This is a genomic window from Sorangium sp. So ce128 (assembly GCF_051525245.1).
Taxonomy (GTDB): domain Bacteria; phylum Myxococcota_A; class Polyangia; order Polyangiales; family Polyangiaceae; genus Sorangium; species Sorangium cellulosum_B.
Genome location: NZ_CP150313.1, coordinates 1 through 21,412 on the forward strand (window position 1 = coordinate 1; position 21,412 = coordinate 21,412).

13 protein-coding genes are annotated in these 21,412 nt (G+C 72.4%); 6 read left to right on the forward strand and 7 right to left on the reverse strand.

The window, feature by feature from the left end; translation table 11 throughout:
* On the forward strand, positions 1–1,416 hold the full coding sequence (gene dnaA, locus WME82_RS00005) for a chromosomal replication initiator protein DnaA (protein ID WP_437743512.1): 1,416 nt from the start codon (positions 1–3) through the stop codon (positions 1,414–1,416).
* Between the two features lie 102 nt (positions 1,417–1,518).
* Here the strand turns inward: dnaA and WME82_RS00010 are convergent, their stop codons facing one another.
* From WME82_RS00010 to grpE, 3 genes are all read right to left on the reverse strand, one after another.
* On the reverse strand, positions 1,519–5,436 hold the full coding sequence (locus tag WME82_RS00010) for a serine/threonine-protein kinase (protein ID WP_438041149.1): 3,918 nt from the start codon (positions 5,434–5,436) through the stop codon (positions 1,519–1,521).
* Between the two features lie 120 nt (positions 5,437–5,556).
* Positions 5,557–7,419: a molecular chaperone DnaK gene (gene dnaK / locus WME82_RS00015; protein ID WP_437743514.1), complete on the reverse strand. Its 1,863-nt coding sequence runs from the start codon at positions 7,417–7,419 to the stop codon at positions 5,557–5,559.
* Between the two features lie 187 nt (positions 7,420–7,606).
* Positions 7,607–8,191, reverse strand: coding sequence for a nucleotide exchange factor GrpE (grpE, locus tag WME82_RS00020; RefSeq protein WP_437743515.1), 585 nt, complete (start codon positions 8,189–8,191; stop codon positions 7,607–7,609).
* A gap of 268 nt (positions 8,192–8,459) precedes the next feature.
* On the opposite strand from grpE, the gene WME82_RS00025 reads away from it, so the two are divergent.
* Together WME82_RS00025 and WME82_RS00030 are read left to right on the forward strand one after the other, a co-directional pair.
* Positions 8,460–9,722: an aspartate aminotransferase family protein gene (locus WME82_RS00025; protein ID WP_437743516.1), complete on the forward strand. Its 1,263-nt coding sequence runs from the start codon at positions 8,460–8,462 to the stop codon at positions 9,720–9,722.
* A 1-nt stretch (position 9,723) separates the two neighbouring features.
* Positions 9,724–12,162, forward strand: coding sequence for an HAD-IC family P-type ATPase (locus WME82_RS00030; protein WP_438041150.1), 2,439 nt, complete (start codon positions 9,724–9,726; stop codon positions 12,160–12,162).
* Between the two features lie 50 nt (positions 12,163–12,212).
* On the opposite strand, the gene WME82_RS00035 is transcribed toward WME82_RS00030, so the two are convergent.
* The 3 genes from WME82_RS00035 to WME82_RS00045 all read right to left on the reverse strand — a co-directional run bounded on the left by WME82_RS00035 (position 12,213) and on the right by WME82_RS00045 (position 14,750).
* Positions 12,213–12,725 (reverse strand): Fur family transcriptional regulator, encoded by a 513-nt coding sequence (locus tag WME82_RS00035; RefSeq protein WP_437743518.1) that lies wholly within the window; start codon positions 12,723–12,725, stop codon positions 12,213–12,215.
* A 98-nt stretch (positions 12,726–12,823) separates the two neighbouring features.
* Complete coding sequence (locus WME82_RS00040; protein WP_437714927.1) at positions 12,824–13,885, reverse strand: hypothetical protein; 1,062 nt, start codon at positions 13,883–13,885, stop codon at positions 12,824–12,826.
* Positions 13,886–13,955: 70 nt separating this feature from the next.
* Positions 13,956–14,750, reverse strand: a complete 795-nt coding sequence (locus tag WME82_RS00045) for a hypothetical protein (protein ID WP_438041151.1) — start codon at positions 14,748–14,750, stop codon at positions 13,956–13,958.
* Positions 14,751–15,077: 327 nt separating this feature from the next.
* On the opposite strand from WME82_RS00045, the gene hrcA reads away from it, so the two are divergent.
* Positions 15,078–16,121: a heat-inducible transcriptional repressor HrcA gene (hrcA, locus tag WME82_RS00050; RefSeq protein WP_438041152.1), complete on the forward strand. Its 1,044-nt coding sequence runs from the start codon at positions 15,078–15,080 to the stop codon at positions 16,119–16,121.
* On the opposite strand, the gene WME82_RS00055 is transcribed toward hrcA, so the two are convergent.
* A complete protein-coding gene (locus WME82_RS00055) occupies positions 16,114–17,073 on the reverse strand; it encodes an RluA family pseudouridine synthase (RefSeq protein ID WP_438041153.1) in 960 nt (319 codons plus the stop codon). The genes hrcA and WME82_RS00055 overlap by 8 nt on opposite strands.
* Before the next feature lie 298 nt (positions 17,074–17,371).
* Here WME82_RS00055 and WME82_RS00060 point away from each other — a divergent pair, with 298 nt between their 5' ends.
* A complete protein-coding gene (locus WME82_RS00060; protein ID WP_438041154.1) occupies positions 17,372–18,229 on the forward strand; it encodes a response regulator transcription factor in 858 nt (285 codons plus the stop codon).
* Between the two features lie 266 nt (positions 18,230–18,495).
* Positions 18,496–21,318: an ArnT family glycosyltransferase gene (locus tag WME82_RS00065; RefSeq protein ID WP_438041155.1), complete on the forward strand. Its 2,823-nt coding sequence runs from the start codon at positions 18,496–18,498 to the stop codon at positions 21,316–21,318.
* Positions 21,319–21,412: the final 94 nt, after the last annotated feature.

The window sequence follows — 21,412 nt, forward strand, 5'->3', positions numbered from 1 at the left end:
ATGACGATTCCGAAACACGAGCCGCGCGAGGTCTTCGATCGGGCGATCGAGCATACGCGGACGCTTTCCCCGGCCACTTTCGATCAGTGGTTCGGGGGAGTTCAGTTCGATGATCTGACCGACGGCGTCCTGACGCTGCGTGTCCAGAACGAGTTCGTCCTCGAGTGGGTCAGGGACAATTTCCTGCCGGCGCTCACGGACAAGATCCGAGAGCTCACCGGCTGGTCGGTCCAGGTCGCGTGGACGGTGGATCAGAACCTCGACGCGCCCATTGCGCAGCGCGTGGAGCTCACCCCGGTGCGTCCGCGGGCGCTCGTGGTGCGTCCGACCAGCGCGGCGCCGGTGCCGGCGCCCCGCCCCGAGCCGGCGCTCCGGCGCGTCCCGTCGATGCCGGACGACCTCAACCCGAAGCACACCTTCGCGAGCTTCGTCGTGGGCCCCTCGAACCAGCTGGCGCACGCGGCCGCGATCGCGGCCGCGGGCGGCGGGGGACGCCGCTACAACCCGCTCTTCATCTGCGGCGGCACCGGGCTCGGCAAGACCCACCTCATGCACGCGATCGCGCACCGCGTCTTCGAGGGCAGGCCGGACGCGCGGATCATCTACGTCTCGGCCGAGAAGTTCACGAACGACTTCATCACGGCCATCCAGCACCACCGGATGGACGAGTTCCGCACGCGGTACAGGTCGAGCTGCGACGTGCTGCTCGTCGACGACATCCAGTTCCTGGCCGGACGCGAGCAGACGCAGGAGGAGTTCTTCCACACCTTCAACGCGCTTCACACGCTCGACCGGCAGATCGTGGTGACGAGCGACAAGTACCCCCAGAACCTCGAGCGCATGGAAGAGCGGCTCGTCTCGCGGTTCTCCTGGGGGCTCGTCGCCGACATCCAGGTGCCGGAGCTCGAGACGCGCGTCGCGATCGTGCGGAACAAGGCGGCGCTCGAGGGCATCGCGCTCACGGACGACGTGGCGCTCTACCTCGCGCAGATGGTCCGCTCCAACGTCCGCGAGCTCGAGGGGACGCTGATCCGGCTGGCGGCCAAGAGCTCGCTCACGGGCCGCCCCGTCGACCTCCCGTTCGCGCGCGCCGAGATCACGGCCACGTCGCCGCCGCGCGCGCAGATGATGAGCGTCGAGGACATCCAGCGCGCGGTGTGCCACCACTTCCACCTGCGCTCGATCGACCTCACCTCGAAGGACCGCCACAAGAGCGTGGCCTTCGCGCGCCACGTCGCGATGTACCTCTGCAAGCAGCGGCTGAAGTGCAGCTTCCCGGAGATCGGGCGGGCCTTCGGCAACCGCGATCACACGACGGTGATGAGCGCCGTCCGCAAGATCGAGGCGCAGCGCGACTCGGATCCGCAGGTCCGCGCCCACCTCGAGGCGCTCGAGAAGAAGCTCGCCGACGAGTGAGCCGCGCCCGCGCGACGCGGAAGACGCGCGCGCGGCACGAGCGCGACCTGCCGGCTACCGGGCCCTCGGTCCGCTAGCGGGCCGCGCGACGCGCGCGCGAGGTCAGAGCTCGGACAGCGCGGAGCGCGCATCGTCCGCGACGAGCTTGTTGCCGTACGCGGACGCGAGATCGAGCACCTCGGCGAGCTCGCGCCGCGCCTCCTTGACCAGGCCCCGCTGCTTCAGGAGCGCGCCGAGCAGGTACCGGCTCTCGAGGGCGTCGGTGCGGTAGGAGCGCGCGTCGGCGTAGCGCGCGAGCTCGCGCAGGAGCTCGCCGGCGCCGGCCGCGCCGCTCAGCCCGTCCAGGTAGGCGAGGTGCGCGCGGTTGATGGAGGCGAGGCGCTCGTGGCCGCTCTCCTCGGCGAGCTCCTTCGACTCGGTGAGCGACGCGTAGGCGCGCGGCAGATCGCCGAGCCGCCGGCTCGCGTCGCCGAGGTTGTGCAGCGCGGCGGCGGTCTCGAAGCGCAGGCCCGCGGACCGGGCGAGGTCGACGGCGCGGGCGGAGCTCTTCACCGCCGCGTCGAAGTCGCGCAGGAACACGTGCACGAGGACGCGCTGCTTCTCGCGCTCGCTCGCCGCCGCGAGGTCGCCCGGATCGCCGAGCGCCTCCGCCCGATCGAGGGCGCGGAGCGCCGCCGCGATGTCGCCCGTCGCCGCGCGCGTCTGGGAGATCGCGAGCAAGAGCCTCGGATCGTCGATCGCGCCCGTCGCCTCGAGCTGCTCGACGGCGCGCTCCGCGCGCGCAAAGTCGCCCGTCCGGACGCCGATCTCCGTCTCGCACGCGAGCGCCTTGCGGCGGAGGTCCTCCCGATCGCCGGCGAGGGCGTAGGCCTCCTCGAGCCTCGCGTACGCGTCGGCGAAGAGATCCACCGCGCCGAGGGCGCGCGCCAGGTCGACGCGGGCCGAGAGCTTCTGCTCCGGCGTGCCGGTCTCGTCGATGCGCCGCAGCGCGCGGGCGGCGACGTCGACGAGATCCGGCGCGGAGCGCACGCGCACGACGACGTCGGCGAGCGAGCCGAGCCACCCGGAGAGCTCCGCCGGCGAGCGGTGGGCGTGGTCGCCTAGATCGAGCGCCTGGAAGATGAGCCGGAGCGCCGGATCGAGCTGGCTCGCGCGGATCTTGTGGAGCGCCGCGCGCGCGTAGAACGTGGCGGCGCGGTCGCGATCGCCGGCCTGGTAGAAGTGCTGCCCGATGCGCTCGGCGTGCTCGGCGCCGTCCTCGCCGACGACCGCGACGTACGCCGCGGCGGCCGCGGCGTGCAGCTCCCGGCGGAGCTCCGGCGGGATCGCGTCGAGGACGATCTCCCCGTGCATGGGCGACGCGAAGCTCGCCTGCGCGGGGCCCTTGAGCCGCAAGAGGTCGCGGGTCGCGAGCCCGGAGATCGCGCGGTTCACGGCCGGGAGCTTCTGCTGGAGGAGCGCCGCGAGGACCTCGGTCGGCACCGGATCGCCGAGGATGGCCGCCGCCTGGAGCACGGCGCGGTCGCTCGGATCGAGCCGCCGCACCCGGGTCGCGATGAGCGTGCGCAGCGAGCGCGGCACCGCCGACGCGCCGTCGAGCCGCGCCTTCACGACGCCGCTGACGACGCTGAGCGCGCCGGAGTCGAGGAGCTCCTTGATGAGCTCCTCGAGGAAGAGCGGGTGGCCGCCGGCGCGCTCGCGGCAGAAGGCGACCACGTCGGGCGGCAGGAAGTTCGCGCCGATGCGCGCCGACATGAGGCGCGCGCTGTCGCTGTCCGAGAGCTCCCCGACCTTGAGCCGGTAGAAGTGGGGGTGCGCCTCGAGCAGCGGCGGCGGGTCGCTGCGCGTCGCCAGCATCAGCACGGCGCGGAGCCCGCCGGCGCGGCCCGCGGTGGCGAGCAGGGTCTCGGCGGTGAGCTGGTCCATCGCCTGCGCGTCGTCCCACGCGAAGCAGTGGAGGCGATCCTCGCAGAGGCTCTGCACCATGCGCGGGAACGCCGTGCGCAGGATCGCGGTCGTCCCCTGCGGCGCCCGCCTCTCGGCGAGCGCCGCGCCGAGCTGACCGAGCACGGCCGCGGACTCGTCGTCGCGCAGGCCGAGCGCCCGTAGCCGCGGCAGCACCGCGCGGATGCGCTCCTCGTCGTCGCCCTCCTGGATGCCGCAGAGCACCTGGAGCATCGCGGTGAGGCCGCTCCACGGGACGTCGGCGCCGTTGTGCGGGCACGAGGCGACGTAGACGCCGACGTTGTAGTCGCCCTTCGAGAGCCGCCGCTCCATCTCGGCGAGCAGCCGCGTCTTGCCGATGCCGCGCTCGCCCTGGATGACGACGATCTGCGCGCGCTTCCGCGTGGCGGCGGCCAGGATGTCGCCGAGCTGCTTGAGCTCGTCGCGGCGGCCGATGAAGCGGCCGTACGTGCCGTCCGGGGGCTGCGCGGACGTGACGACGCGCCCCCCCTCGGGCGCTGTCCGGTCCGCGCCGGGCAGCTCCTCCGTCGCGAACGCGTTGCGGAGGACGCGCCCGGTGAGGTTCGACACGGCGACCTGGGACTCGGTCGCGCGTGCGAGCGCCTGGGCGGAGGCGATGAGCGAGGTGAGCCGCTCGTCGCGGATCGGGGCGCCGGCGCTGTCGACAAGGATGCGGGCGAGGTGGATGCCGGCGGAGACCGCGGCGCCCCCGCCGCGCGAGCGCAGGATCACGAGGGCGGCGCGCGCCGCGGCCTCCGTGTCGCGGCCGTCGGCGTCGCCGAGCCCGAAGATGGCGACGAGCTGCGACGCCTCCTGCTCGAGCAGCAGCGCGCCATAGCGCGCCAGCACGTCGCGGGCCCGCGCCATGCGCCTCGCCGCGTCGTCCTCGGATCCCGTGAAGATGAGCACGAGCGCCGTGACCTCGCGCCGCTCGCCGAGCCCGCGCGCGGCCGGGCCGCTGTCGGCCTTCTCGAGCAGCTGGAGGAGCCCCGACGCCGAGCGGCTGCGCGTGCTCGCCGTGTGCGGCACCTCGACCGGCGTGCGCTCGTTGGCCCCGTTCGGCTCCTCTTCGAGCACGGCGCTCGCCTGGATCTCGGCGCTCTTCTCCTCGTGGAACGGCTCCAGGAAATCGGCGAGGTCGTTCGCCCCGAACCGCTCGGCCGTCGCGTAGAAGAAGCCGAGGAGCGCCTCGTGCAGCCGCCCGGCGTCGGGGAACCGATCCTCGGGGTCCTTCGCGAGCATCGTGCTCACGACGTCGACGAGCGACCGGGGCACGTCGGGGCGCACGAGCGCGAGCGGCGGATACTCGCTCGCCTGCAGCCGCCGCATGATCTCGAACGCCGTCGGCGCCGCGAACGGGTTCGACCCGGCGAGCATCTCGTAGAGCACCGTGCCGAGCGAGAAGAGATCGCTCCTGCCGTCGATCGCGCCGGCGCGCGACTGCTCGGGGCTCATGTAGGCGAGCTTCCCGCGGATCCTCCCCGCGCGGTTCTCGCCGACCTCCTCGTCGGTCATCGATTGCGTCGCCTTCGCGATGCCGAAGTCGGTGACCTTCACCTCGCCCTCCCAGGAGAGCAGGATGTTCTGCGGAGAGATGTCGCGGTGGACGATGCCGAGGGGGCGCGACTGCTCGTCGCGCCGCCGGTGCGCGTGATCGAGCGCCTTCGCGATCTCGGCCGTCATGAAGACGGCCATGGCGAGGGGGATCGGCTTCTTCGCCCTCCGGCAGCGGGCGAGGAGCGTCGCCAGGTCGAGCCCGGGGACGTACTCCATCGCGATGAAGTAGCTCGTCGGATCGCCGTTCGGATGGTCGACGCGGCCGAGGTCGAACACCTGCACGATGTTCGCGTGCGAGAGGCGCACGGCGAGCTTGGCCTCGTGCACGAACATGTCCACGAAGCGCCCCTGCTCGGCCAGCTTGGGGAGGATGCGCTTGATGACGAGGACCTTCTCGAACCCCTCGACGCCGAAGCTCTTCGCCTTGAAGACCTCGGCCATGCCGCCTTCGCCCAGGCGCTCGAGCAAGCGATACCGCCCGAAGGTCTCGCTCAGCATCGCCCCGCCTGCGCCCCACGCAGCCTCGCGCCTTTGGCGCGCGCGGCGCTCCGGAGGGGACGGCCCGCGATCGGCGCGCGAGCCGGCGCCGCCGCGCCGGCCGCGTCGCCTAGCCGCGCGTCATGTCTCGACGGCCTTGTTTGCGCCGGCGTCATCGTCCCCTCCATACATCGACTCCGCGATCCGGAACGCCGCCCCCTCGAGACGCGCGTACGCGTCCCGGAGCGCGTCGAGGTCGCCGCCGGCCTCGAGCAGCTTCCGCAGCGCCGCGCACTCGGCGTGGACCTCGCCGAGGAGCTCGGCGTCGAGCAGATCGCCGTAGCCTTCGAGGGCCTGCTCGGTCGTGTAGACGAGGGTCTCGGCCTGGTTGCGGAGCTCGGCGAGATCGCGCCGGAGCGCGTCGGTCTCCTTGAACCGCTCGCCCTCCGAGACGAGCCGCTCGACCTCGTCCGGCGTGAGGCCGCTCGTCGGGGTCACCCGGATCTCCTGCACCCGCCCCGTCCCGAGATCCCGCGCCTCGACGCGGACGATCCCGTTCTCGTCGATGCGGAAGGTGACCTGGATCTTGGGCAGCCCGCGCGGCGCGGGAGGGATGCCGGTGAGCTCGAACCGGGCGAGGCTCCGGCAGTCCGCGGCCATCTCGCGCTCGCCCTGGAGCACGTGCACGGGGACGAAGCTCTGGTTGTCGACGCTCGTCGTGAAGATCTCGCTCCGCTCGGTGGGGATGGTCGTGTTCCGCGGGATGAGCTTGAAGCTCACGCCGCCGCCGGTCTCGACGCCGAGCGACAGCGGCGTCACGTCGAGGAGCAGCACCTCGTCCACCTGTCCGGAGAGCGCGGCGCCCTGCAGCGCGGCCCCGACCGCGACGACCTCGTCGGGGTTCACGCCCTTGTTCGGCTCCCGGCCGAAGAACTCGCGCACCGCCGCCTGGACCGCGGGCATCCGGGTCATGCCGCCGACGAGGACCACCGTGTTGACGGCGGAGACGGGGAGCTTGGCGTCCCCGAGCGTCGCGCGACAGACGTCGATGGTCCGCCGGATGAGGCCCTCGCAGAGCATCTCGAGCTCGTTGCGCCGCATCGTCCGCTCGAGGTGGAGCGGCCCTCCGCCCGGGCCGACGGCGATGAAGGGGATGTTGATCTCGGTCTCGAGCGACGACGAGAGCTCGTGCTTCGCCTTCTCGGCCGCCTCCTTGAGCCGCTGCAGCGCCATGCGGTCCCGGCGCAGATCGATGCGGCTCTTCCCCTCGAACTCGTCGGCGAGCAGGTCGATGATCCGCTGGTCGAAGTCCTCGCCGCCGAGGTGCGTGTCGCCGCCGGTCGCCTTGACGCTGAAGACCCCGCCCGCGATCTCGAGGATCGAGATGTCGAACGTGCCTCCGCCGAGATCGTAGACCGCGATCGTCTCGGCCTTCACCTTGTCGAGGCCGTAGGCGAGGGCCGCGGCGGTCGGCTCGTTGATGATCCGGCGCACGTCCAGCCCGGCGATCCGCCCTGCGTCCTTCGTCGCCTGTCGCTGCGCGTCGTCGAAGTAGGCGGGGACGGTGACCACCGCCTCCGTCACGGGCTCGCCGAGGAACCGCTCGGCGACCTGCTTCATCTGGCCGAGGATCACCGCGGAGATCTCGGGCGGTGAGTAGTTGCGCCCCTTGACCTCGACCCACGCGTCGCTGTTCGGCGCCTCGACGATCTTGTAGGGAGCGAGGCTGATCTGCTTGCTGACCTCGGGCGCGGTGAACTTCCGGCCCATCAGCCGCTTCACCGCGTAGATGGTGTTCTGCGGGTTCGTGACCGCCTGGCGGCGCGCGACCTGCCCGACCAGGCGCTCACCGCTCGCGGGAAAGCCGACCACGGACGGCGTGGTGCGCGCGCCCTCGGCGTTCGGGATCACCCGAACATCGTTGGCCGAGGCGACGCCTGCCCCTTCGACGACAGCCACGCACGAGTTCGTCGTCCCGAGATCGATGCCGATCACCTTCCCCATATGCGGCGAAAGATACTACAGGCCTGGATGCTCGCCGGGTGGGGAGACGACCTGGGCGCCCGCGATATTTGGGGAGATCGTGCGGCGAGGTAGCGGGGCACGGCAGATCCCGGACAGGATCACCGCCAGGATGCGCACCGTGCCGAGGGTGTGCGCCGAGGGAGCCGGCGCGACGCCGCGCGGAGGATCAGTTCGCCGCGGGCGCCGGCTCGACGGGCGAGCCCTTCGAGACGACGACCATGGCCGCGCGGATCAGGTAATCGCCCAGCATGTATCCCGGCTGGACCTCCGCGATCACGACGCCGGCGGGGTGCTCGGTCGAGTCGAGCTGCTGGATGGCCTCGTGCACGCTGGGATCGAAGGGCTTGCCGACCGCGGCGATGCGCTTGATGCCCATGCGCTCCAGCGTGTCGACGAACTGCTTCGTCACGATCCGGACGCCCTCGGCGACCGACTTCACGTCCGGCGCGCTCTCGGCGTGGCTGGCGGCGCGCTCGAGGTTGTCGAAGACCGGGAGCAGATCCTTCAGGATCGCCTCGCGGCCGCGGCGCTGCGCCTCTTCGACCTCGCGCCGGGAGCGCTTACGGAAGTTGTCGAAATCCGCGGCGGTGCGCAGCAGCTGCTCGCGCATCCGCGCGGCCTCGGCCTGCACCTCGCCTAGCTTGTCTTCGGGGCTGGGGGCCTGCTGCTCCGCGGCCTCTGCGCGCTCCGCCCGCGCGTCGGCCGTCTCCCCCGTGTTCTGGTTCGACCCATTTTGTTCCGAATCGCTCATAGGACGGCGGCACTATAACCAGCCGCGATCCGCTGGCAATCGCCAGGCCCATGGTCGGTCCGGCGGCGAGCGCCGGCGCCCGAGCGCGTCGGCGCTCGCCGCCGCGCCGGCCCAGGACGCCCGCGGGTTGGGGGGGCCGGCGCGCGGGCGCTCCGGACGCGCTCCAGACGCGCTTCAGGCGCGCAGATTGCCCGGGTCTCCACGATCCGCTGCGGGCGCTGCATCGAGCGTTTGCTCCGACCCCCTGCCCGGCGTTAGATCGCCCCCCATGAGCATCGCCACAAGCCCCGCCGCCGAACCTCCGCCGGCGAACGCCTCGACGTCCGCCAGCGCGCCGCTCCTTGCGGCGCAGAAGCACCTGCTCGGCAACTACCGCCAGCCGCCGTTCGTCCTCGACCGCGGCAGGGGTTGCGAGCTCTTCGACACGGAGGGGCGCCGGTACCTTGACATGTGCGCGGGGGTGGCCGTGGCTTCGCTCGGGCACGCTCACCCGCGGCTCGTGGCGACCATCTCCGAGCAGGCGGGTCGCCTGATGCACGTCTCCAACTATTTCTTCAACGCCGAGAACCTCCGCCTCGCCGAGGAGCTCTGCGCGAAGACCGGCTTTGACCGCGCCTTCTTCTGCAACTCGGGCGCGGAGGCGAACGAGGCGATGCTCAAGCTCGCGCGCCGCCATTTCTTCAACCGGGGCGAGGAGGGGCGCTACCGGATCATCGCGTTCGACAACGCGTTTCACGGCCGCACCCTCGGCGCGGTCGCCCTGACCGGGACGCCGAAGTACCGCGAGGGCTTCGGCCCTTCGCTCGACGGCGTCACGCACGTGCCGTACGGAGACGTGGCGGCGGTGCGCGCGGCCATGGGCCCGGACGTCGCGGGGATCCTCGTGGAGCCGGTGCAAGGGGAGGGCGGCGTGCTGCCGGCTCCGGCCGGGTTCCTCGCCGAGCTGCGGCGCATCACCGACGAGCACGGCGCGCTGCTGCTCATCGACGAGGTGCAGACCGGCATCGGGCGCACGGGGCACTGGCTCGGCGCGACGTACGACGGCGTCCAGGGCGACGCCGCGGCGCTCGCGAAGGGGCTCGGCGGTGGGTTCCCGGTCGGCGCGCTGGTGCTGCGGGAGCGGCTCAACGGCGCGCTGCCCCCGGGCTCGCACGGCTCGACCTACGGCGGCAACGCGCTCGCCTCCGCCACGGCGCGCACGGTGCTCGCGGTCATCGAGGAAGAGAAGCTGTGCGAGGCTGCCCTGAAGCGCGGCGAGCAGCTCGGCCGCGGCCTCGCCGCGATCGCCGCGCGGCTGCCGGGCGTGTGCCTCGGCGAGCGCGGGCGCGGGTTGCTCCGCGGCCTCATCCTCGCCCCGACCGTCGACGCGCGCGCCGCCCTCGGCCGCGCGCGCGATCGGGGCGTGCTGCTCACGATCGCGGGGAGCAGCGTGCTCCGGTTCACGCCGCCCCTCATCGTGAGCGAGGCGCAGATCGACGAGGCGCTGGCCGAGGTCGAGGCCGCGCTCGCCGAGACGCCGGCTGCAGGTTGAGGTGGTCGCCTCGCGCGCCGCGGGTCCCGCCGTCGCACCCGTCCCGTGCTCGGGCTGCAGCAAGCTGATCGATCCCCTGCGCGCGGGGCAGGTGGCGATCTTCGATCAGCGCTTCCATTACTTCTGCAACGCGCGGTGCCGCCACGCCTTCCTCGGTGAAGCGCCGCCTGCGCCGGGGGACGGCCGGCCTGCGGGCCTCGCGGCCTTGGGCGCGCCCTTCGCCGGCGCTCCTCCCCGGGGGCTCCCGTCGGGCGCGCCGTCCGGCGCCGGCGGGCACCACGCCTCCACCCCGCGCGCGGAGCCCGCGCGGGCGAGCGCCGACGAGGGCGCGGCGCGCGTCGCGGATCTCGACGCGCCGATCGTCGACGCGTTCCCGCCCGTGTCGCTCGACGAGCGGCTCCCGGACCTGCCCGTCCTCGACGACGATCGCGCGCTGCTCGAGCCCATCGGGAACACCATCCTGAGCGAGGAGCCGCAGCGCTACGATGCGGTCGAGGCGCGGGACATCGGCGCGCTCCTGCTCGTGCTCGCGATCATCGCGGGGACGCTGGCCGTCGCGCTCACCCTCGCCGGGGACGCGAAGCTCGTCATCGGCGCGCGGATCGTGCTCGCCACGGTGAGCGCCGGGATGCTCCTTGGCCGCGCCGCCACGACCGCGCGCGACGCCACCGATCCGCACCCTGCGCCGATGCTCGCCCCAGTTCTTGGCGGGCTCGTGGCCGCCGTCTGGGCCCTCTTCGGTCAGGACCGCGCCCTCGCGGCCGAGGCCGCGTCGCTCGCCGGCGTGATCGCCACCGCCAGCGCGATCAGCGCGTGGCTCATCGAGAGCGCCCGACATCGCGTGTTCGCGGAGCGGGCGTGGATCGGATCCGTGCTCTCGACCCCGGCGCGCCGGCCGCCTGGCGCGTGGGCGCAGGGCCAGGCGCCCGCCGACCGCGCCCCTCAGCGCGGCGGCGACGGCGGTCCTGTCGAGGGCGCCGGGGATGAGCTCTACGAGCTGCGACCGGGCGAGGGCGTCCAGGTCGACGCGGGGGAGATCGTCCCCGTCGACCTCGTCGTCACGGGCGGCGATGTCGAGGTGCTCCCCTGGATCGGCGCGACCACGCCGACCCGCCGCCGCGACGGCGACCCGGTCGTCGCCGGGGCCACCGTGGTCCGGGGTCGCCTCGTCGGCGCGTGCACCTTCTCAGGCGGCGATCGCGCGGTCGCGCGCGTCCTGCTCGACGCCCGCCGGCGCGCGGACGCCCTCGCGCCCATCGCGCAGGCCTCCCGCGCCCTGACCGAGCGCTGGGCGATCGGCGCCGCGGCGATCGGCGCGCTCTCCGCCTTCGTCGCCGGGCGCGCTCCGGTCGAGATCGCGATGACCGCGGCCGCCGTGCTCGCCGCGCTGTCCACGGCGATCACGGCCTCCATCGCCTCGGTGCACGTCGCGCGGGGCATCTTGCTCGGGCTCCGCCGGGGCATCGTCTACAAGAGCGCCGACGCCTGGGATCGCGCAGGGAGGACCTCGGTCGCCGTGTTCTGCGCCCGCGGCACGCTGCTGCTCGGCGAGCCCGAGCTCGCGGAGCTGGAGGCGACCGGCCAGAAGCTCAAGCCGAGCGACGTGCTCGCGCTCGCGGCCGGGGCGGAGCGCACCGAGGAGCACCCCGTCGCGACGGCGATCGTCCGCGCCGCGCGCGCCCGCGGCTTGCGGCCCGACGGCGTGCGCAACCCCAACTTCCACCCCGGCCTCGGCGTGACGGCCGTCACCTCGTCCGGCGAGGAGCTCTGCGTCGGCAACCGCGCGCTCATGCTCGAGCAGCGGATCTCGATCGCCGCGGCCGAGAGCCGCGTCGCCGAGCTCGAGGCGCTGGGGCGCACGGTGGTCCTCGTCGCTGTCGGCGCTCGCCTCGTCGGCATCATCGGCCTGCAGGACGGGCTGCGCCCCGGGGCGCGGGCCGCCATCCAGCACCTGCTCGACGCGCAGATCGAGCCCGTGCTGATGTCGGGCGACGCGCGCGAGACGTGCGAGGCGATCGGCCGCTCGCTCGACATCGATCACATCCGCCCCGAGATCCTCCCCGCGGATCGCGGCACGGAGGTGCGTCGCCTGATCGACGCGGGCACGAGCGTCGCCGTCCTCGGCCACGCGGGCGTCGACGACGCCGCGCTCGGCGCCGCGGACGTCTCCGTGGCGCTCGGCGCCGCCGGCTCGGCGCCCGCCGACTTCTCCACGGTCCTCGCGTCGGACGACGTCCGCGACGCCGCGCTCTCCCTCGCGCTCGCGCACCGCACGCGCCTCGAGGCGCGCGTCGGGCTCGCGCTCAGCGTCGCCCCGGCGCTCGTCGGCGCCGCGGTCATCGCCGCGTTCGTGCTCCCGCCGGCCTACGCGCCCATCGCCTCGCTGCTCGGCGGCGTCATGGCCGTCGTCCACGCCCGCGCGCTCGACGCGAAGAGCTGAGCGCCGGGCGCGCTCGCCGGCGCGGGGCTCCTCGCCGCGCCGGGGGCCGGCTACGAGACGTCGGGCGTGGTGTCCTTCGCGTCGCGGCAGTCCGCGCAGACGCCGTACATCTCGTGCTTGTGCCAGGTCACGTCGAAGCCGTACTTCGCGGCGATCTCTTCCTGGAGCGCCTCGATCCGCGGCTCCTCGAACTCGATGATCTTCCCGCAGTTGACGCAGATCAGGTGGTCGTGGTGCGTGCTGGCGTCGTCCGCCAGCTCGTAGCGGCTAAGGCCGTCCCCGAACCGGCGCTCGGAGGCCACGCCGCACTCCGCGAGCAGCTTGAGCGTGCGGTACACCGTCGCATACCCGATGCCTCGGTCGTGCGCGCGCACCTCCGCGAGCAGGTCCTCGATGGTCATGTGCGGGGCGCCGGAGAAGAACGTGTCGACGATCAGCCGGCGCTGCGCCGTCGATCTCAGCCCCTTCTTCGCCATGTACGCCTGGAGGCGAGCGCGGAGCCGGTCGAGGGCAATTTGGTCCACGTGGCTGGCGCCGCTCCCCTCTCTCTCCATGACGGCCATGGCAAGTTTATCCCGTTCGCGGCGAACCGCGTCAAGGCCGGTGACCGAACCTACGTGGCGCGACCTCGCCGATGCTGCCCGTGCCCCGCTCGTCGGCGCTACTCGCCCACCTGCGCCATGTAGCTGATCTGAGCCGCCGAACCCCCGAGGGGGCTGAGCAGCGTGATGGGCGGCGCGACCAGGCCGGCCGCCGCCGTGTTGTCGATGACGACGTAGTAGAGGCCCGGGCGCAGCGCGTAGCGGCGGGTCTCGATGATCCCGGGCTGGAGAGGGCCGCCTGCCTGCACCGGGCCTGGCGGGGGTCCGAGCGGCTTGCCGGTCTGGTACGCCTCGCGCCAGGCGTCGCCGGTGGGCTTGTCGACGATCATGAGGTCCACGGGCGCGCCCTGCGCGCTGACCTTGAGGTAGAGCGCCTGGTCCGAGTCGGCGACCTCGAACGGCCCGAGGTAGTCGCGCTGGTTCGCGTACACCTCGACGGTCTCGTTCGCGAACGTGTACCGCTCCTCGTCCTCCGCCTCGAACGGGTGGTGCGGTCGCTGGGGCGGCATGAGGATCCCCAGCGTGAAGTCCTTCCCGGTCTCCTCGTTGTAGAGGACGGTGAACCCGCGGGTCAGCTCGCCAGCGACGATCTGGTTGCCGAGCAGGTTGGCGAGCCCTCCGAACGGCGGGACGTTGGCCATCACGTCGATGACCGGGTTCTCGACGTAGCCCAGCTGGAAGCTCGGGCCTTGCACGATCCGGTTCAGCCGTCCCCACACGTAGACGTTATCGTCCGCGAGCTGGAAGTCGGGTCGGTACTCGACGGACGTCGTGAGCGAGAAGCCCACCCGCTTGGCCGGCTGCATGTAGCCGTAGCCCGTGCCGGCGATGTGGACGGTGATCGTCTGGGCCGCGTCGTTGACGTCGTACGAGCACTGCATCGGGAAGAACCGCCCCATGGACGCCGATCTGTCCTGCAGGCGCAGCGAGACCCCGCTCTTCAGCATCTCGGGGCAGATCTTGCTGGCGCCGAAGTTCGAGAACAGGAACCAGCGCAGGGCGGGGCTCGCGTTCACGGGACCGCTGACGCAGGGGCAGCCGACGAACGTGAACGACAGCGCGACAGCGGCGAGCGCCAGCGCGGCGGACGCGCGGGAGAGCGGGGGTCTTCGTGCGGGCACGCGGGCTAACATAGCGGGTCGACCTCGGAGGGAGAGCGGGTTTGCGCGCGGGAGGACGGCCCCTCCCGGATCAGCGCACGAGATGCCATTGGACGCCGGGGGTCACCTCGAGATGCAGGTGATTTTTGTGCGCCCGGTCGTAGTTGGGCGTGAGGATCGACGTGAAGATGTGCTGGTCCATGGCCTCGCACACGATGGATCGCAGCTCTCGCGCTGCCGCGTCCGCTGGAGGGCCGCTGCCCGCCCCCTTGCCGGCCCCGCGGGGCCGGCCGGTCGGGCCGGCGCTCTCGCCGCAGACCGGCGCGCCGCGCCTGCCGACGAAGTCGCGCTCCACATCGAGCCAATCCTCCGCGAACCCGCCGCCGACGCGCTCCTTGATGAACCTGTAGGGGTCGATCGCGAGCCCGCCGGGGTGCCTCGTGGCGAGCCTGCCCTCGGGCCACATCCTGGCCGGAGGCCGCCAGGCCGAGAACATCAGCACCTCGTCGACGTCGTGCGCGCGGAGGATCCGGCTGAAGTCCGAGAGCGCGAGCGCGAGGCGGCAGTCGAAGACGTCGTGCGGGTTTCCCGCGCGTTGATGGGCCGGCAGCGCCGTCCGGTAGAGGACCCCGCCGACCCCCTGCATCAGCCGCACCGGAGCGAGCACGCCCGGCGCGCGCTGCACCGGCTGGAACGCGATCTTCCGCTGCGTGAGCGCCGCACGGCATTGCTCCGCGCTCATGGCCGCGTAGCGCGCCGACGGGTGCTTCGCCCAGTCCTGGTGGTACCTGACCTTCGGCTTGCCCTGCGCGCTCGGCGCGGCGGCGAGGGGGCCGAGCGCGAGGGCGAGCGCGCAGGCAGCGGCGGCGTGGCGTGCGGGCGGCATCGTTGCGGTACATCCTCGTGCGAAGCAAGGCAGGCCGACCCTCTCGGGGGCCAAGTGACCACGTGCACGTGGCCGAGTAGCCGACCGCGCCGCCATCCGGTGGAGCGGGCCCCCCGTGCGCGGGGTGGCGGCTGCCGATCCTACCGCGACATTTGACCGGGCCGCGCGATCCCCTCAAAATGGGTCGCATGCGCGTCCGTGGGTCAAGCGCCCGCACGCGCAGCTTGACGTACGGGAGCGAAGGTCCGGCCCGCATGGCTTCCCGGTCCGGGCGGTCCCTGGTCCAGGTAGCCACGGCGGTGCGCTTGTACGCTGCATGCAACTGACATGAGTGATCTTTCCAACCGAGCTCGAAAGATCCTTTTCGCCGCGGTCACCGAGTTCATCGCAACGGGCGACCCAGTTGGCAGCAGGACGCTCGCCCGGAAGTACGGGCTGGATCTCTCGGCTGCTTCGATCCGCAACGTGCTCGCTGACCTCGAGGAGGCCGGGTACCTCCACCAGCCGCACACCTCGGCCGGGCGGATCCCGACCGATCGCGCGCTCCGGCTGTTCATCGACGCGCTCGTCGAGCTCCGGTCGCTGTCCCCCGAGCAGCAGGCCGAGCTGAGCGCGAGGTTCACCGAGATCTACGCGGGGGCGAGCGATCCGCTCCGCGAGACCGGGCGCTACCTCTCGGAGCTGTCCGGCGCCGCGGCGGTCGTCGCGGCGCCGCGGGCGGAGCTCCGCGCCCTCGCCCAGCTGCGCTTCATCCCGACCAAGCCCGGGCAGCTGCTCGCGGTGCTCGTCTTCGCCGACGGCTCGGTCGCGAACCGCTTCATCTCGGCCGACGAGGCGATCAACGAGAGCGAGCTCACCCGGATCCACAACCTGCTCACCGACGTCATCGAGGGGCGCACCCTGGGCGAGATCCGGGACCTGTTCGCCCGCCGCCTCGCGGACGAGCGCCTCCAGATCGACGCGCTGAGGCGCCGCGCCTTCGAGCTCGGCAGCAAGGCGACGGCCGACGTGACCCGGCGGAGCGAGGTCGTCATCGAGGGGCAGAACCGCCTGATCGATCTGCCTGAGTACGCCGACGTCGACCGGCTCAAGAAGCTGATGAAGGCGCTCGAGGAGCGCGAGGAGCTCGTCGATCTGCTCGACCGGACGCTCGCCGCCGGCGCGGGTGAGGTCACCGTGTTCGTCGGCAGCGAGGCGGGCGACCTTGGCGGAGGCCAGCTCAGCCTCGTCGCCGCGCCGTACATGGAGAACGGCCGCGTCGCCGGGACCGTGGGCGTGCTCGGCCCGACGCGGATGGACTACGCGAAGGTCATGCCGCTGGTCGACGCCACGGCCGCGGCGATGACCGAGGTCCGCGGCAAGGTCAAATAGCGCCCTTCCGCTGCGGCTCGCGGAGCCGATCGAGCACGTCGTCGAAGTCCGGGGGCGGCGGCGCCTGGAAGCGCATCGGCCGGTCGTCGGCCGGGTGGTTGAAGCCGAGCTCGGCCGCGTGGAGCATCAGCCGCGCGGCCGGGACCCTCGTCCCTCGGTAATTCCGCACGTAGACGGTCTCGCCGACGAGCGGGTGCCCGGCCTCCGCGAGGTGGATGCGGATCTGGTGCGTGCGTCCCGTCTCGAGCCGGCACGCGACCAGCGTCACGCCCCCGGCGCCGGCCCCCTCCTGCGGCCCTCGGAGCACCTCGATCGGCTCGACGTGTGTCACCGCGAGCTGCCCCTCGCGCCGCCCCTCTCGCGCCGAGCCGCGCAGCCCGTCGCCCCGATCCTCGACGAGGTAGCTGCGGTAGGTGCCCCGCGGGACGGCGCCGTGCGCGAGCGCCAGGTACTGCCGGTGCATCGCGCGGACGCGGAGCTGCTGCGCGAGGTGCTTCTTCGCGGCGAGCGTCCGCGCGAAGACCAGCAGCCCGCTCGTCCCCTTGTCGAGGCGCTGCACCACGCCGAGCGGCGCGCGCCCGCGCAGGCGGTCGCGCCTGGCCAGCACCTCGCGCACCAGCGCGTCGAGGGTCGCGGCCTGCTCCGCGGGGGCCTCGTCGCCGTACGGGATGGTGCTCACCCCGGCGGGCTTGTTCACCACGACGACGCTCGCGTCCGCGTAGACCACGAGCTCGCCCTCGAGCTTGCGCCGCCGCACGGTTTCGGGCCTCGGCGCGTGCAGGCGGACCTCGATCAGCTCCCCGCCGAGCACCCGCCGACGGGCGCTCGTCGCCACCGCGCTCCCGACCAGCACCTTGCCGGTCTCGATCAACCGGCGCGCGTCGGACCACGAGACCGCGGCCAGCGCACGGACGGCCCCGTCCAGCGGGCGCCGATCCAGCTCGGCGGGCACCGTCCAGCGGCCATCCTGCGGAGGTCGTACCTGGGCGGCCGGGTGGACCCCGGTCGTTTCGGCGGATTTGTCTTCGTGGCTCGGCGGAGTGGCGGGTCGGAGCGGACGCATGTAGAGCTCACCGGGGCGCCTCGGCTCCGCCCACCAGCGTGGGACCGGGCTCTACCGGCGCGGAAAAACGCACATCCGCGGGGCCCGCGGGGCGAAATACACCGCGAATGTTGACACATCGCGCGACCGGGGCCGAAGATATCCAGAGCCGTCATCGCTTTCTCGCCATCTGAGAGGAGACCCGTTCGTGGCCAGCACCCTTCTCGCCGTAGACGACAGCGTGACCATGCGCAAAGTGCTCGAAATCACCTTTGCGGGTCAGGATTTCCGCGTCGTGACGGCGAGCAGCGCCGACGCTGCGCTGCAGAAGCTCAAGAGCGATAAACCCGACCTGGTGATCGCCGATGTCACGCTCGAGCCGAAGAACGGCTACGAGCTGTGCAAGGCGATCAAGCAGGCCTCACCGGCGACGCCCGTCCTGATCCTGTCGTCCAAGCAAAACCCGTTCGACCCCGCAAAGGGATCGGGCGCGCAAGCGGACGATCACATGGACAAGCCGTTCGACACCCAGCAGATGATCGACAAGGTCAAGAAGCTGCTGGCGTCGCGCGGCGAAGCGAAGCCCGCCGCTGCAGCGGCGCCTGCTGCCGCGGCGCCTGCGCCCGCGCGCTCTCCTGCGGCGCAGCCCGCCGCGCAGCCCGCGGCCGCCGCGCAGCAGGCGGCAGCGAGCCCGCTCCAGCGCGCGAAGACCCTCATCTACACGCCCAACGCGCCGGCCACGAGCGCTGCGCCGGCCCAGGCCTCGGTCAAGACGGCGCCGGGCGGCTCGGCGAACGTGCCGGTCACGACGACGATGGCCTTCTCGCCGACGCCGGTGTCCGGCGTGCCGAAGACCGCGACGGGGCCTGCAGCCGTCGCCGCGACCGCCTCCGCGCAGGTCAACGGCCAGATGGCGAGCAAGCTCGAGGGCCTCGGCCTCACCTCCGATCAGGTGGAGGCCGTGATGGCGCTGTCCCGCGACGTCGTGGAGCGCGTCGTGTGGGAGGTCGTGCCGGTGCTCGCCGAGACGATCATCAAGGAAGAGATCGCGCGCCTGACGAAGTAGGCGCCCACCGCGGCCGCTGCCTGGCCGCGGGGGTCGACCCGCCCCTGCTCCTGTCGCGCCGGCCAGGCACGCGAACGGGGCGGGGCGCCTTCCTGGGCGCGTGAGGCCCACCGATCCATCTACGGTACGGCGCTCCTCGCGCCGCGGCGTCGCTCGCGGGGCGCGCGCGGTCGGGATCGCAGCGCGGGCGCATGCGACCGCTGCTTTGCCCGGCGACCTGGAGTTGCTACGCCAGGGCCGCGCCTCGTTCCGCGGTTGGCGCAGCCATGAACGACACACACGACAAACGCAGCGGTGCGACCGCGGACGCCCGCGACGGGACGGCCGCGGGCGATCTGGAGAGCCCGAACGCTCCTGAGCCACGCGCGCCTTCCGCTGGCGACGGAGCGGCGGGGAGCGACGACATGGTCGGGATGGCCGGGGTCGCGGCCGACGCCGAGGAGGCTCGCCTCGTGCCGCAGGGCAACCCGCTCCGCTGGCGCGGCGCTGCCGTGTCCGCCGCGGGCGCCCTCCTCACGTTCGTCGTGATGGCGCTCGCGCCTCAGCTGCGCTGGGGGGTCCCGATCGGCGCGCTCGGCGTCGTCATCGCGGCGATCGGTCTGCTCGATCTGCTCGGCACGTTCGACGATCCCCCCGAGCGCGTCGCCATGCGCGTCGGGATCCGCGACCTCCTCGGCCCGCTCGCGCTGCTCGGGGGTGGGCTCGTCGCGCTCTTCGTCCTGATCACGCTGAGCGTCGCGGGCTTCTTCTCGCCGAGCCCCCTCTCGTCGGACGGCGCGCCGACGCTGCTCTCGCTGGCGGTGCCCGCCATCGCCGTCCCTGCCGCGTTTCTCACGGCGGTCATCGGCGCGTTCCGGTTCGGCGAGCGCCTCGGCCCCTGCCGCGTCGACGAGGCGGGAGCTCCGCGCCCCCTCGGCCGGCGGCACGGCTTCTGGCTCGTCGCCGTCGTCACGCTGCTCTACCTGCCCATGCTCGGGAGCCACTCGCTCACCGATCCCTGGGAGACGCACTACGGCGAGGTCGCGCGCGAGATCCTGGCCAGGAACGACTGGATCTCCCTCTGGTGGGCGCAGGACGGCTGGTTCTGGTCGAAGCCGGTGCTCGACTTCTGGATGCAGGCGCTCGCGATGGCCGCGTTCGGCGTCCGCTACCGCTCGGGCGAGATGCTCTCGGCGGCCGCCGAGGGGCGCACCCCGTGGCCCGAGTGGGCCGTCAGGCTCCCCGTCTTCGCGCTGACGCTCATCGCCGTCTATCTCCTCTACAAGGCCGTCTCGCGGATCTTCAGCCGCCGCGCGGGGCTGCTCGCGGGGCTCGTCCTCGCCACGATGCCGCAGTGGTTCCTGGTCTCTCACCAGACCATGACCGACATGCCGTTCGTCGCGACGATGGCCGCGGCGATGGCGCTCCTCCTGCTCGGCATCCACACCGACGACGCGGAGGAGGCGCGCGTCTACGAGGTAGATCTCGGCCCGCTCAAGGTGGGCCTCTCGGCCTATCACCTCGTGCTGGGGGCGATCCTGGCCTGCGCGCTGCCGCAGATCCTCTACCTGCTCTCGCGTCACCTCGAGATCGGCCTTTCGCCCTTCGGCCTCCACTTCCGCGGCGACGTCTTCAGCTCGGGCTCACCGGGCAACTGCGGTCTCCCTGGCAACGAGGCCTGCCGGTCGGTGCTCCCCGTGCTCCCCGGCCTTCAGCCTGCTCTCCAGGCGCTCGTCTGGGTGCAGACGCTCGGGATCGTCCTGTACGCCAGCTGGGGCGAGCGGCGCGTCCAGCGGCTCCTCTTCCTCTCGGCGTGGTTCTTCGCCGCCCTGTCCACGATGGCCAAGGGGCCGGCCGGCTTCGGGCTCCCGGTGCTCTGCGCGCTCGGCTACGTCGTCGTCTCCCGCCGGTACCGCGACGTGCTCAAGATGGAGATCCCCGTCGGGCTGCTCGTGCTCGCGTGCGTCGCGTTGCCCTGGTTCGTCGCGATGTACGCGCGGCACGGCCAGCCGTTCACCGACAGGCTGCTGTTCCACGACATGTTCAAGCGCGCCTTCACCCACGTCCACGACACGAACGAGGGCGACGACGTGAGCTTCCGCTATTACGTGTGGCAGCTCGGCTACGCGATGTTCCCTTGGACCGGGCTCGTGCCCGCGTCGCTCGTGTGGTGGCTCAGGCGGCGCGAGGGGGCGGCGCCGGGGGAGCGCGGCTCGGACGACGTCCGCCAGGGCGACGCCTCGGTGTTCCTGGCGATGTGGTTCCTCTTCGGCTTCGCGCTGTTCTCGCTGATGCTGACGAAGTTCCATCACTACATCCTGCCGGCCGTCCCGCCGGCGGCGATGCTCACGGGGATCCTGCTCGACGACATGCTGCGCCTCGATGGCCGCGCGGGTGGGCTCGCGCGCCGCTCGATCGGCGCCTCCTCGCCGGTGCAGTCGGCGCGCTCCGCCGCGGTGGTCAGCTACGAGCGCGCGATGCTCGGCGCCGTCGCGCTCGGCGCTGCGCTCCTCGTGTTCCTCGTCGGGCGCGATCTCGCGATGGTGCGCGAGGGACAGCCGAGCCAGGCCAGGCTGCTGCACCTGTTCACGTACAATTACAAGCGCCCCTGGCCGCAGTCGCTCGACTTCTCCGCGGCCCTGTGGGCCTTCACCGCCGCCGCCGCTGCGCTGTGCTTGCTGCTGATGGTCGCGCGCTGGCGCCGCCACGTCGTCTACGCGCTCCTGTCGCTCGCCGTCGTGTTCACGGCGTGGGGCATCGACGTGTACTTCGTGCGGACGTCGCCTCACTGGGGGCAACGCGAGACGTTGCTCGCCTACGTGCGCGCGAATCAGCAGATCCCAGGGCCGCTCGTCGCTTACCAGCTGAACTGGAAGGGCGAGAACTTCTATGCCGGCAACCGGCTGGCGGCCTTCGTGTCGAGCGGAAAGAAGTTCCAGGATTACATCAACGAGCAGAAGAAGAAGGGCGTGAAGACCTTCTACTTCGTCACCGAGCACGGACGCACGGGCTCCTTGTCGAACGAGCTCGGCAGCCCTCGCATCTTCGAGAAGCTCACTTCCATCGAGCTCAACAACAAGTTCCTCGTGGTGCGAGCGACGTTCGAGTGAGCCAAATGGCACCGGAGCGCGCTCTCACCAGCGCTGTCCGGCTGTGACGCTGTACGCCTGCTCCGGCCCGGGGAATGCCGCTGTCGATGTTCGA